The 13,176-nt window shown below is 62.0% G+C and carries 10 protein-coding genes; 9 read left to right on the forward strand and 1 reads right to left on the reverse strand.

Annotated features, from left to right (window positions below):
• Positions 1-12: 12 nt before the first annotated feature.
• From JWU58_RS14195 to JWU58_RS14235, 9 genes are all read left to right on the forward strand, one after another.
• A complete protein-coding gene (locus JWU58_RS14195; protein WP_206420332.1) occupies positions 13-993 on the forward strand; it encodes an AAA family ATPase in 981 nt (326 codons plus the stop codon).
• Positions 990-1,925, forward strand: a complete 936-nt coding sequence (locus JWU58_RS14200) for a DUF58 domain-containing protein (RefSeq protein ID WP_206420333.1) — start codon at positions 990-992, stop codon at positions 1,923-1,925. The genes JWU58_RS14195 and JWU58_RS14200 overlap by 4 nt, the downstream gene beginning before the upstream one ends.
• On the forward strand, positions 1,922-2,521 hold the full coding sequence (locus JWU58_RS14205) for a DUF4381 domain-containing protein (RefSeq protein ID WP_206420334.1): 600 nt from the start codon (positions 1,922-1,924) through the stop codon (positions 2,519-2,521). The genes JWU58_RS14200 and JWU58_RS14205 overlap by 4 nt, the downstream gene beginning before the upstream one ends.
• Positions 2,508-3,500 (forward strand): vWA domain-containing protein, encoded by a 993-nt coding sequence (locus JWU58_RS14210; RefSeq protein WP_016774616.1) that lies wholly within the window; start codon positions 2,508-2,510, stop codon positions 3,498-3,500. The genes JWU58_RS14205 and JWU58_RS14210 overlap by 14 nt, the downstream gene beginning before the upstream one ends.
• 1 nt (position 3,501) lies before the next feature.
• The gene (locus JWU58_RS14215; RefSeq protein ID WP_206420335.1) at positions 3,502-5,082 is read left to right on the forward strand and encodes a VWA domain-containing protein; all 1,581 of its coding nucleotides are present in this window, start codon (positions 3,502-3,504) and stop codon (positions 5,080-5,082) included.
• On the forward strand, positions 5,079-6,521 hold the full coding sequence (locus JWU58_RS14220; protein ID WP_206420336.1) for a BatD family protein: 1,443 nt from the start codon (positions 5,079-5,081) through the stop codon (positions 6,519-6,521). Before JWU58_RS14215 ends, JWU58_RS14220 begins: the two co-directional genes overlap by 4 nt.
• Positions 6,518-7,540, forward strand: coding sequence for an HAD family hydrolase (locus tag JWU58_RS14225; protein ID WP_206420337.1), 1,023 nt, complete (start codon positions 6,518-6,520; stop codon positions 7,538-7,540). Before JWU58_RS14220 ends, JWU58_RS14225 begins: the two co-directional genes overlap by 4 nt.
• Before the next feature lie 69 nt (positions 7,541-7,609).
• The gene (locus tag JWU58_RS14230; protein WP_016774612.1) at positions 7,610-9,184 is read left to right on the forward strand and encodes an arylsulfatase; all 1,575 of its coding nucleotides are present in this window, start codon (positions 7,610-7,612) and stop codon (positions 9,182-9,184) included.
• 248 nt (positions 9,185-9,432) lie between these two features.
• Positions 9,433-11,937, forward strand: a complete 2,505-nt coding sequence (locus JWU58_RS14235; protein WP_206420338.1) for a fused MFS/spermidine synthase — start codon at positions 9,433-9,435, stop codon at positions 11,935-11,937.
• Positions 11,938-12,481: 544 nt separating this feature from the next.
• On the opposite strand, the gene JWU58_RS14240 is transcribed toward JWU58_RS14235, so the two are convergent.
• Positions 12,482-13,159, reverse strand: coding sequence for a DUF3313 domain-containing protein (locus JWU58_RS14240; protein WP_016774611.1), 678 nt, complete (start codon positions 13,157-13,159; stop codon positions 12,482-12,484).
• Between the last annotated feature and the right edge of the window lie 17 nt (positions 13,160-13,176).

Here is a 13,176-nt window from a genome sequence, read left to right on the forward strand (position 1 = left end):
AAAGGACTGCCCATGACAGCGCTCACCGACCTCAACGCCCTGCAAGCCAGCATCGCCGAAGCGGTGCTCGGCCAGGATCAAGTCATCCGGCAGATTCTGCTCGGGCTGTTGGCCAATGGTCATTTGCTCCTGGAGAGCCTGCCCGGGCTGGCCAAGACACGCACGGTCAAGGCACTGGCCAAACACCTTGATGCCAAGATGAGCCGCATCCAGTTCACCCCCGACCTGTTGCCCTCGGACATCACTGGCGCCGAGGTGCTGCACCAGGTCGAGGGCAAAAACGAGATCCGATTCCAGCCAGGTCCGCTGTTCGGCAATCTGATCCTCGCCGACGAAATCAACCGCGCCCCGGCCAAGGTCCAGGCGGCGCTGCTCGAAGCCATGGAGGAACGCCAGATCACGGTGGCCGGCAACAGCCATGCGCTACCGGAGCTGTTCATCGTGGTGGCGACGCAGAACCCGATCGAGCAGGAAGGCACCTACCCACTGCCGGAAGCGCAGATGGACCGTTTTCTGATGAAGGTGCTGCTCGATTACCCCAGCGCCGAAAACGAAAGCCAGGTGCTGCGCCTGCTGCGCAACGAAGAGTTTGCCCAAGGTGCGAGCACCACGCCGGTGAAGAATTTCACCTTGCCGCAAGAGGTGATTTTTGCTGCGCGCAAGGAAGTCAGCGCGGTGCACGTTTCACCGGCCATCGACACTTACCTGATTGACCTGATCAACGCTACCCGCCACCCCGCCGACTACGACGAAGACGTCGCACGCTGGATCGCCATTGGTGCCAGTCCCCGTGGCGGCATTGGCCTGGACCGCTGCGCCCGTGCCGATGCGTGGCTGCAGGGGCAGGATTTCGTTTCGCCGGACAACGTCCGCGCCGTGGTCCATCCGGTGTTGCGCCATCGTTTGCAGCTGAGTTACGACGCCGTTGCCGATGGTGTCAGCGCCGATCAGGTGCTTGACCGGATTCTCGACAAAGTGGCGATTCCCGCATGAATGACGAAGGCTTGGTCTACGTCTCTCTGGCGCAATTGATGGCGCTGGAGTTCAAGGCCCGTGACCTGAGCTTTCTTGCCCGGCAGCCGCAGGGCAGCATCCTCGCCGGCAACCACGCCTCGCGGCTGCGCGGTCGCGGGCTGAATTTCGACGAGTTGCGCCGCTATCAACCGGGCGATGACCTGCGCCACCTCGACTGGCGCGCTTCGTTGCGTACCGGCAAACCGGTGGTGCGCACTTTCACCGAAGAACGCGACCGCCCGGCCCTGATCGTGGTCGACCAGCGCATGTCGATGTTCTTCGGCTCGCAGCGCAGCTTCAAATCGGCAGTCGCCGCTGAACTCGCCGCGCTGGCGGCGTGGATGGTTTTTCACGCCGGGGATCGGGTCGGCGGTCTGGTCTTCAACGACCAGCGTATCGACAGCATCGCGCCGTTGCGCAGCCGCAAGCGTGTCGAAGCACTGCTTAGCCGCGTGGTGCAGCAAAACCGCGCGCTGAACGCCGGCAATCCCGACGCCGAAGATGAAGACCAATTGGACAAGGCCTTGCAGCGCTGCCTCGGTGTGGCCGGGCACGACCACTTGATCTGCATCGTCAGCGACTTTGCCGGCGCCGGTGAACGCACCTTGCAATTGATGCGGCAGCTGTCGGCGCACAACGATGTGATTGCCTTGCAGGTCTATGATCCGCTGGCGCTGAAACTGCCGAACAACGGTCGCCTCCTGGTCACCCAGGGCGAGTTGCAGGTCGAACTGGCGATCGAGAAACGTAACGTGCAGCAGCCGCTGGGGGATTTTCTCAGCGGGCGGCTCAAGGACGTCGCCACCCTGCTGCGCCGCAGTCAGGTGCCGCTGATGATGATCAGCACCGCCGAGGACGCCCATGGGCAACTGCGCGCCGAACTGGGCAAAAGCGCCGGGGGCGCGCGATGAACCCGAATATCCCCAGCATCGATCAGCTCAAGGAGCTGGCCCTGCCCGCGCCCGTCAGCTATGCGCCGCAAACCTGGGGCTGGTGGCTGTTGCTGGCGGTGCTGATATTCGCCGCGCTGTTGCTCGGCCTGCGCAGATACTGGCAATGGCGCCGCGACCGCTATCGCCGTGAAGCCCTTGCCCGACTGGCACAGTTGCGCCGCCGCAGTGACGACCTCGACGCCCTGCGCGAATTGCCTGAGCTGCTCAAACGCACGGCCCTCTCCATGCCCACTCGATCGCGGCGCTGGAATGCATTCCCTGTGGGAGCGAGCCTGCACGCGAAGACGTCAGCGCATGCAATACCTCGATCCACTGACACGGCGCTTTCGCCAGCAGGCTCGCTCCCACAAGGGCCGGCGGCGCTTGGCAGAGATGACTGGCAGGAGTTTCTGCAACGGCATTGCAAAAACAGAATGCCCGCCGACTTCAGCACGCAACTGGCCCAACTTGCCTACGCGCCGGACCCCGTATTGCGCGCCCTCCCCGCAGCACAACGGCAAATGCTTTTCGACAGCTGCCAATACTGGGTGGAGCATCACCATGTGGCAGCTTGATTACCCCTGGCTGTTACTCCTGCTGCCGCTGCCGTGGCTGGCTTACCGCTTTCTGCCTGCCTACAACGAAGCCCGCAGTGCCGTGCGCGTACCGTTTTTCGGCGCGATGAGCCGCGCGGTCGGCGAAGCGCCAGGCACTGCGGGCAGTCGGCGCAATCGCTGGCAACTGCTGCTCAATGTGCTGGTGTGGGCGCTGATTCTGCTGGCCGTGTCGCGTCCGGTGTATGTCGAAAAGCCAATCGAACGCCAGCAACCGGTGCGCGACCTGATGCTCGCCATCGACCTGTCGCAGTCGATGGAAACCGAGGATTTCACTAACGCCCAAGGCGAAAAAATCAATCGCCTGGCAGCGGTCAAAGGCGTGGTGCAAGGCTTCATCGACAAACGCAAGGACGACCGCATCGGCCTGATCGTATTTGGCAGCGGTGCCTATCCACAGGCTCCACTGACCCTCGATCACGCCAGCCTGTCGTTGTTGCTGGCCGATACCGGGATCGGCATGGCCGGCCCCAACACAGCGATCGGCGATGCGATCGGGCTCAGCCTGAAATTGCTCGACAAGGCCCATGAGCAGGAAAAAGTCCTGATTCTGCTCACTGACGGCAACGACACCAGCAGCGCGATCACCCCGGATCACGCCGCTGAAATGGCTGCCAACAAAGGCGTGGTCATTCATACCATCGGCATCGGCGACCCCGACGCTTCCGGCGAAGCGAAGGTCAATCTGCAAGGCCTCGAACAGATCGCCAATACCACCGGCGGCCGCTTCTTCCGCGCCGAAGATCGCGCGGCACTGGATCAGGTCTACACCACCCTCGACCAGCTCACTCCGCATCAGGTAAAAACCCTCAGCCATCAGCCGCAACGGGAATTGTTCTACTGGCCGCTGGGCGCAGCATTGCTGCTGTTGGCGCTGTATCAGCTCGGCGCCCTTTTACGCCCGAACCTGACGGTTGCGCGGCAGCGGCAGGAGGCCTGAAATGGAGATCAACCTGAGCGATTTCCATTTTCTGCGCCCGCTGTGGCTGTTGCTTGCGCTGTTCGGCGCAATGCTGCCACTGATCTGGCGTCGTAGCCGCGACCTGCAAAAACGCCTGCGCGGCAATATCGCCGAACACTTGCTGCCGCACTTGTTGATCACCCCGCAGGATCACCAGCGCTGGCGCCCGGTGCACCTGCTCTGTGCCCTGCTGATCCTCGGCGCACTCGCCGCGGCCGGGCCAACGTGGGAACAGGATCGCCCGGACTTTCTCGAGAACCGCGCACCACTGATCGTTGCCGTCGACCTTTCGCCGTCGATGGACGCCAACGATGTGCAGCCGACGCGGCTGGAAGCGGTCAAGCACAAGCTGCATGATCTGCTGCAACGTCGCGCCGCTGCGCGGACCGCACTGATCGCCTATGCCGGCAGCGCGCATCTGGTGTTGCCACCGACCGACGATCCGGCGCTGCTCGACAGTTTCATCCAGGCCCTGGGCACGGGCTTGATCGACAAACCGGGCAAGAACGTCGCCGCCGTGATCGATCAAGCGAAACGCTTGCTCAGCGCCGAGAACACCCCGGGCAGTCTGCTGCTGATGACTGATGGGGCCGATACCACGCAACTCAATGATCTGCAAAAACACCTCGACGGCAGTGCCTTGCAGGTTCTGGTTCTGGCGGTGGGCAGCGAAGACGCGGGCGTCATCACTAACGCCAGCGGCCAACCGAAAATCGACAGCAGCGGACGACCAGTGCTCGGCAGTTTCGATCAAGCGGCCCTCAAGCAATTGGCCTCGGCCGTCGACGCGCCGCTCGGCAGCCTGACCCTCAATAACGATGACCTGGAGTGGATCGAGTTGCACGCACGGCAACACTTCCAGAGCGCCAGCGCCGAACAGCGCGAATTGCACTGGAAGGACGCCGGTTACTGGCTCTGCTGGCCGTTGCTGTTACTGGCGCTGTTCAGCGTACGCAAAGGCTGGAGCGTCAACTGGATGCCGGCGCTGTTTTTGGCCGTAGGGTTGGGCTGGCCTGCGGCGCCGGCGCAGGCCAACGCCCTCACCGATGCGTTTTTTACCCGCGACCAACAAGGCCGCTGGGCGTTTGAGCATGATCGTCTGCCCGAGGCGGCGGCGCTGTTCGTCGACCCGTACTGGAAAGGCGTCGCGGCCTATCACGCTGCCGATTACGACTTGGCAATGGCGACCTTCGCCCGCCTGGACACGCCGCAGGCGTACTTCTACCTGGGCAACATTTACGTACGCCGCTTCAAGTTCGATCAGGCGATTGCCGCCTACAGCCAGGCGTTGAAACTGCAGCCGCAATTTGCCGAAGCGAGCGCCAATCTGGCCTTGGCTCAGGCACTGCTCAAGGACACCGAAAGCGCAGAGAAAAACCCTCCGCAAACCAAACCCGATGAAGTCAAATTCGACAAGGCACCCGGTAAAGGTCAGAGCAAAAAGGTCGAGACCCAGCAGGCGGCGTCCGACGCGCTATGGCTGGAGAACCTGACCACCTCGCCGGCGAAGTTTCTAAGGCAGAAGTTCAGCTTGCAGGATCAGCAGGGAGATCGGCCATGAACCTCCGGCACCTGAGCGCCGCCATCGCTGGCAAGCCAGCTCCCACAGGGAATTTCTGTGTAGTTGCAAACTTTGTGAAGATTGCTGTGATTTGTGGGAGCTGGCTTACCAGCGATGGCGGCAGAACAATCAGCGCAAAACTCAGCGCCCTGCTGCTGACCAGCCTGCTGTCTCTGAATGTTTTTGCCGCCCCAGCGCAACTGAAGGTCGAGGCTCACCTCAACCCCAGCGAAGGCGCGATGGTCGGCGGTCTGGTCGAACTGCAACTCGACGTGCTCACCGACACCTGGTTCACCAGCGCCGCCACCCTGCCCGATCTGCAACTCGACGGTGCGCTGGTGATGCCGCCGAACGGCCAGGCGCAGCATCTGAACCAGACCATCGATGGCCAATCGTTCAATGGCTTGCGCTATAGCTATCTGATCACGCCCAACGTTGCGCGCAGTTTCGATATCCCGGTGCTGACCGTACGCGCCACACTGGGCCAGGCCACTGAAGAAATCAGCGCACAGAGCCAGCCGCTGAGTTTCAGCGCCGCCCAGCCGCCCGGTTTCGCGCCCGGGGAGACGCCTTTGGTCGCGAGTGGGTTGCGCTTGAAACAGATCATTACCAATTCGGCCACGCCGCTGAAAGTTGGCGACAGCGTCACCCGTGAGCTCACCCTGCAAGCCGATGGCGCGCTGGCGATGGCCCTGCCGATTCCGACCTTCAGTGATGTCGACGGCTTGAGTCGCTACGCGAAGACGCCACAAGTCACTGCGCTGGATGACGGTCGCGGCAATATCCTCGGCGGCCAACGTGTCGACAGCGCCAGCTATCGCATCGACAGCGCCGGCACTTACACGCTGCCAGCCATCCGCGTGAAATGGTGGGATTCCGCTGCGAAGCAGATCCGCAGCGCTGAAGTGCCGGCCGTGAGCTTCGAGGCCGCGGCCAACAACGCCTATAAACCGGTGTTTTCGCTCGCCGAAGACCTCAGGCAACTGCAGCAGAATCACTTGCACTTCTCCAGCCGCTGGCTGCTCTGGCTGGCGCTGGCGGTCGGCCTCGCTGTCGGTGTGTACTTGCTGCGGCCCGTCGCCGTTCGCACCCATCAACGCTGGCTCGCACATAAACGGGCGAAGCAATTGGCCTGGCAGCATTCGGCCGCTTTCGCCTGGCAACAGATCGCCCCGCAACTGCAAGCCAGACCCGCGCAACTGACCGCGCTGTACCTGTGGCTGCGGCGCAGTCGTCTGGGCTTGAAACTCACGGGCGCCGGTCCGCGCTTGCAGGGATTGTTACGCGGGCTTTACGGCCGTCAGTCTGCCGCCGATCAAACACTTGTTCAGCTTCGCCAATCGTTGTCTACGCTTCAAAGTCAGGTCGCCCGCCAACAGGCGAAACCCGCACCGGCCCTGCGCCCGCTCAACCCTGTGCATGAGAAGGATTTCACATGATCAACCCGTTGCTGCGTCGCCAACGTTTCGGTCTTGCCCTGCTGTTGGCACTGGTTCTGCCCCTGCTGGCACAGGCGAATGAACCGCTGCCGTCATGGAACGACGGCCCGGCCAAAAAGAGCATTATCGAGTTCGTCCAGGCCGTGACCGACCAGAGCAGCAAGGACTTCGTCAGACCGGCCGATCGCATCGCCGTGTTCGACAATGACGGCACCTTGTGGAGCGAACAACCGGCGTACTTCGAATTGCTGTTTGCCTTCGACGAGGTCAAGCGCACCGCCGCACAACACCCGGAATGGAAAACCACCCAGCCGTTCAAGGCGGTGCTGGAAAATGATCACAAAGCCCTCGCCGCGTCGGGCATGGAGGGTTTGCTGCAGATCGTCGGCGCCACTCACGGCGGCATGACCACCGAAGCCTTCGATGACTACGCGAAAACCTGGTTCAGCCAGGCACGCCACCCGAAAACCGGCAAGCCCTACACGGAAATGATCTTCCAGCCGATGCTGGAAATGCTCGACTACCTGCGCAGCCAGAACTTCAAGACTTACATCGTTTCCGGCGGCGATACCGGCTTCATGCGCGCCTTCGCCGAGAAGGTCTACGGCATCCCGCCGGAACAGGTGATCGGTACCACGTTCGTCACCTCTTACCAGTTCAAGGACGGCAAAGCTTCCATCGTGCGCACCCCGAAAGTCGCGCACAACGACGACGGGCCGGGCAAACCGGTCAGCATCGATGCGGTCATCGGTCGGCGGCCGATCCTCGCCTTTGGCAACTCCGACGGCGACCTGCAGATGCTGCAGTGGACCGCCGCCGGGCCGGGCAAGCGCCTGATGGGGCTGGTGCACCACACCGATGCCAAGCGCGAGTGGGCTTATGACCGGCAATCGAATATCGGCCGACTCGACAAGGCCCTCGACGAAGCGAATTCCCGTGGCTGGACGGTGGTGGACATGGCGTCGGAATGGCGCCGTATCTATCCGTTCGATCCGCCGGCAACCGAGCAGGTGCAATAAGAAAGCGTAATGCAGGAGAGCAGTAAACGTTTGTCGCAAAAAACGACCCCCGTGCAAAGGAGCAGTCAGATGACTCGCATACGCAAGTGGCTACCGAAACTCGCCCTGGTGGCAACCTCGGTGATGGCGCTGTCGGCAACCGCCACAGCGGCTGAAAAACCCAACATTCTCGTGATCTTCGGCGACGACATCGGCCAGACCAACATCAGTGCCTATTCCATGGGCGTGGTCGGATACAAGACGCCGAATATCGACCGTATTGCCAAAGAAGGCATGATCTTCACCGATTACTATGCCGAAAACAGTTGCACGGCCGGACGCTCGTCGTTCATCACCGGGCAGACGCCATTGCGGACCGGCTTGTCCAAAGTCGGCATGCCCGGGGTCCCGGTGGGCTTGCAGCCACGCGATGTGACCATTGCCCAAGCGCTGAAAGCCCAGGGCTATGCCACGGGTCAATTCGGCAAGAACCACTTGGGCGACAAAGACGAATATCTGCCGACCAATCATGGTTTCGACGAGTTCTTCGGCAACCTGTATCACCTCAACGCCGAAGAGGAACCGGAGCGTCCGTACTGGCCCAAGGATGATGCCGAGTTCGTCAAGGCCGCCTCGCCTCGTGGCGTGATCCACAGTTTTGCCGACGGCAAGATTGAAGACACCGGCGCGCTGACCAAGAAACGCATGGAGACCATCGACGACGAAACCACTGCGGCAGCGCAAGCGTTCATCGAGAAACAGGCCAAGGCGGACAAACCGTTCTTTGTCTGGATGAACACCACACGCATGCATGCCTTCACTCACGTGCGCGAATCCATGCAAGGCCAAAGCGGCATGGTCGGCAACGAATATGCCGATGGCATGCTCGAGCATGACGGCGACGTCGGCAAGCTGCTCAAGACACTGGATGACTTGAAGCTGACCGAGAACACCATCGTTGTCTACACCACCGATAACGGCCCGAACCAATGGTCGTGGCCCGACGCTGCAACGACGCCGTTCCGCAACGAGAAAAACTCGAACTGGGAAGGCGCCTATCGGGTACCGGCGATGATTCGCTGGCCGGGCAAAGTCAAGGCAGGCGAAGTCTCCACGCAGATGTTCTCCGGTCTGGACTGGTTCCCGACACTGTTGGCCGCCGTGGGCGACACCGACATCAAGGACCGCTTGCTCAAGGGCGCCGACATCGGCGGCAAGAACTTCAAAGTGCACCTGGACGGCTATAACCAACTGGACTACCTGACGGGTAAAACCGACAAGAGCGCGCGCAAGGAGTTCTACTACTTCAACGATGACGGTGCGTTGGTCAGCATGCGTTTCAACGATTGGAAACTGGTGTTCTGTGAGCAGCGCGCGCCCGGCGGACTGCAGGTGTGGAGCGAACCGTTCACCTGCCTGCGTGTGCCGAAAATGTTCAACCTGCGCATGGACCCGTACGAACGCGCCGATGTCGTGTCTGACCAGTACTATGACTGGCTGACGAAAAACGACTATCTGATTTTCGACGGTACCCGCCGCGCGGCGAAGTTCCTGCAGACCTTCGTCGACTATCCACCTAGCCAGCGTCCGGCGAGCTTCAGCATCGACCAGATCCGCGAGGACGTGGATCGCCGTATCGAAGAAAAAATGAAGAAAGCCCAGTAATAGCGCTGTATCGCCGCCCGCCTTCATCGGCGGGCGGCCCTGTTTTCAACAAGCGACCGGGTCGGTTTCGTTCGCGAGCAGGCTCGCTCCCACAAGGTTTTCTGCGATCGTTCCCACGCTCTGCGTGGTAACGCAGCCCGGGACGCTCTGCGTCCAATGCCGAAGCGGACGCGGAGCGTCCAGTGAGGCATTCCCACGCAGAGCGTGGGAACGATCAACATCAGCCAATCCATAACAAGGCTCACCGCATGTCCTCACGTATCGCCAGCAAGCCGTCGGCCATACCCGTTCCGCAAGCCGCGTCCACCATCTCAATGATCCCTGCCCTGCTGCTATGCATCTCCGGCGCGGCAGCGTTGGTCTATCAGGTGTTGTGGATCAAACAGCTGTCGCTGGTGGTCGGCGTCGAGGTCTACGCAATCACCACCGGCATCAGCGCGTTTTTCGCCGGGCTCGCGCTCGGCGGCTGGCTGTTCGGGCGCTGGGCCGATCGCTTGCAACAGCCGGTTCTGCTCTACGCCGGGCTGGAAGTACTGGTGGCGATTCTCGGTGTTGGCGCGACAGTGGCCATGAGTCTGGCGGCCGGTGCGTTTGCCTGGTTGCAAGGTCATGTCGGCGTCATGGCGTGGCTGTTGCCGTTTGCGCTGGTGGGCATTCCGGCGGTGTTGATGGGCGGGACCTTGCCGGTATTGGTGCGCTCACTGACGGCTGAGCCGGGCAAGGCCGGCGGTCAGTTGTATGCGGCGAATACGCTGGGCGCGATCGTCGGCACTTTGCTCGCCGCGTTCGTACTGATCGCCAGCCTCGGCGTGCGCGGCAGTGCGCTGTTCGCCGCGATGCTCAACCTGCTTGCTGCGGCCGGTGCGCTGTGGTTGCAGCGCCAGCAGCCAGTAGCGCTGGCAACACCGGTCAAACACGGCAACGCCAAAGCGCCCGACCGCACTGCGTTGTGGCTTTACGCGATCGCCGGGGGTGTGGCGTTGGGTTACGAGGTGGTCTGGTCGCAATCGATCGTGCAGTTCATGAGCACGCGCACCTATGCGTTTGCTGTGGTGCTGGCGACTTACCTGACCGGGCTGTTTATCGGCAGCGCCCTGCTCGCCCGTCGCGTCGAGCGCATTCGCGACCCATGGGGCGTATTCGGCTTGTTGATTGCCGGTGCAGGCCTGCTTGCGCTGCTGGAGATCGCCGTGCTCGGCCGCTGGCTGGTGCTCGCGCAGAGCCATGCGGAAACCTGGCTGCTGAGTCTGGGCGCCAGCGAGCTGGCCGGTATGAGCGCGCGCTTTGCCGTGGCGGCGCTGAGCATCGTGTTTGTGCCGACCCTGCTGCTCGGCGCGGCGTTTCCTCTGGCGTTGCGCCTGAGTGTCGGCAGCGAACGTGTGGGCCGCGATGTCGGCGCCGTTGTCGCGTTCAACACCCTGGGCGGGATCATCGGTGTGATGCTTTGCGGCTTCGTATTGATTCCCTTGCTGGGCCTTGTGCGCACCCTCGGCCTACTGGCGCTCGTCGCAGCGACAATCGGTTATCTGGCGGTGCGCAAGGGCCATGGCGTGGCGAAAGGTCGGCGCCAGGCCGTGGTCGCACTAGGTCTGGTTTGCGTTGCAGTGGCGGTACTGACGCCCGTCGACAAACTGGCCAGCCTGTTGCCCGGCGCACGCAACGGCACGCTGGCCTTCTACGAGGAAGGACGCGGCGGCACGGTCGCGGTGGTCACTCAGGGACGTGGCGAAAACAGCTTCCACCGTTTGTACATCCAGGGCGTGTCGAACACCGGCGATGCCATGCCGTCGCTGCGCTACATGCGCATTCAGGCACTGCTGCCGCTGCTGATCCACAACGGTGAACCGCGCTCGACCCTGGTGATCGGCTTCGGCACCGGCATCACCGCAGGCGCCATGCTGCGCTATCCAGGTCTGGAACATCGCGTGGTTGCCGAATTGCTGCCATCGGTGGTGAAAGCAGCGCCGTTGTTCAAGGGCAACTTCAATGCCGCCAGCGATCCCGGCGTCGACGTACGCCTGCGCGACGGTCGCCAGGAACTGCTGCGCAGTGCACAGACCTACGACGTGATCACCCTGGAACCGCCACCGCCCTCCGCCGCCGGCGTGGTCAATCTGTATTCGCGGGATTTCTACCATCTGGCCGCCAGTCGCTTGCAGGACCAGGGCATCGTTGCGCAGTGGCTGCCACTGCCGACGCAGAATATCGACGACTCGCGCTCACTGGTGCGCAGCTTCCTCGACGTGTTCCCGCATGCCACGCTGTGGACCAGCGAGTTCCATGAAATGCTGCTGGTTGGCTCAATGAAACCGATGCAACTGGACGCCGCGAAAATCACCGCGCGCTTCCAGCAGGACAGCGTACGCAACACCCTGCAGGACGTCGGCATCGGCTCGGCGGCGGCGCTGCTGGCCACCTGGGTCACCGATCGCACCGGCCTGGAGCGCTTCGCCGCCGATGCACCGGCAGTGACTGATGATCAGCCGCGCATCGAATACGCGCCGTGGGTACGCAGCAAGGAAATCACCCGCGTGCTACCGGCGCTGCTGGACTTGTATCAGCCACCTACACTGGTCAATGCCGATGCCGGGTTCAGTGAACGCATGGAAACGCATCGGCAGCGGTTGATGCAGTTTTATCGGGCAAGCCTGCACGCCTACGACGGCGATCGGGAAGCCTGGGGGCGGGATATCCGGGAAGTGATGCAAGGGGATCGGGCGAACCCATATTTTCGCTGGTTTGTCGGGCAGTAAGGCGGGGACTGACAGGATGCCTTCGCGAGCAGGCTCGCTCCCACAGTATGACCGAGTACCACCGGTGATTTGGGTTGACTGTCAGGCCGCCTTCGCGAGCAGGCTCGCTCCCACAGAAAAGCAGAGCAGCGCAGCTGCCCGCGGCGAAGCCGCCCCACTCAACAATGAGCGTTAGCTCGAGTGCTCTTGATCTTGATCCACCGGCGACATCGGAAGGCTGAGTGGAGGGATTGATCCGGGGGGTGGGAGCGTAGCGACCGTCTGGCGCAGCCAGACACAGCGCAAGGAGGTGCAGCGAAGCAAACCGGAGCCGCTGCGGCCGGATCGATCCCGGAGCGAAGGAACCCGAGCCTGCGAGGGCCGAACGTAGGAGCAAGCCTTTTTGGGTACTTTTTCGGCGTCTGGAAAAAGTGCCTCGCCGTAAGGGCGAAACCGTAATCAGCAACACCCGCAGCAACGGATATGTACCCAAAAAACCAGGAGGCAGGCCCCACCAAAATAGCGGGAGCCAGCCTGCTCGCAAAGAGGCCCAAGCCTCACGACATCACTTGGCCTCGGACTTGAGCTTCAGATACGTCTGATGCATGTCACTCGCCCAACCATCGATCACCGCTTTGACATCAGTGGCTTTCATCACCTGCGAGGAATTTTCCAGCGGCTGACCGGTGCCCTTGCGCACCACTTGAGCCACCACCTTGTTACTGCTGCCGTCGAGGAACACCGCCTCGGTGGCCAACGTGGTTTCCTGATCGCGAATACCAGTGGCCGTGCTCACCGCAGCAGCCACCAAGGCAATCGGAATCACCTCATACACATGCAGGCCTTCGGTCTTGCTGCTCACCGCCGTGATCGCCGGCCGGATCACGATAACGCCAGGCCCCGGACCGGTGGCCAGCGGCAGCGACTTGCTCAGCTCACGCTTGAGCGCCTGATCGTAATAACTGGTGATGCCATTGAGGGTTTGCTGGGGGATTTTTTCCGTCGCTTGCGGCTTCGGATACAACTGGCTCGGTTCGACATAGACGCTGCTGAATTTGTTGATGTCGAGTTTCGGGTCCATCCAGCGCATCACCTCGGCACCCGACGGTGATTTGGTCTCCTTCAGTTGACTGTAATCCTTGAGAAAACCGGAGTACTGGTCTGGCTCGACGGTTTTGCTGGAACAACCCACCACACCCAGGGTGGCGATGCACAGCGTGCCCATCATTACGGCTAGCTTCATGCTGTAACTCCTGTCAG

This window comes from Pseudomonas atacamensis, from assembly GCF_017167965.1.
Classification (GTDB): domain Bacteria; phylum Pseudomonadota; class Gammaproteobacteria; order Pseudomonadales; family Pseudomonadaceae; genus Aquipseudomonas; species Aquipseudomonas atacamensis.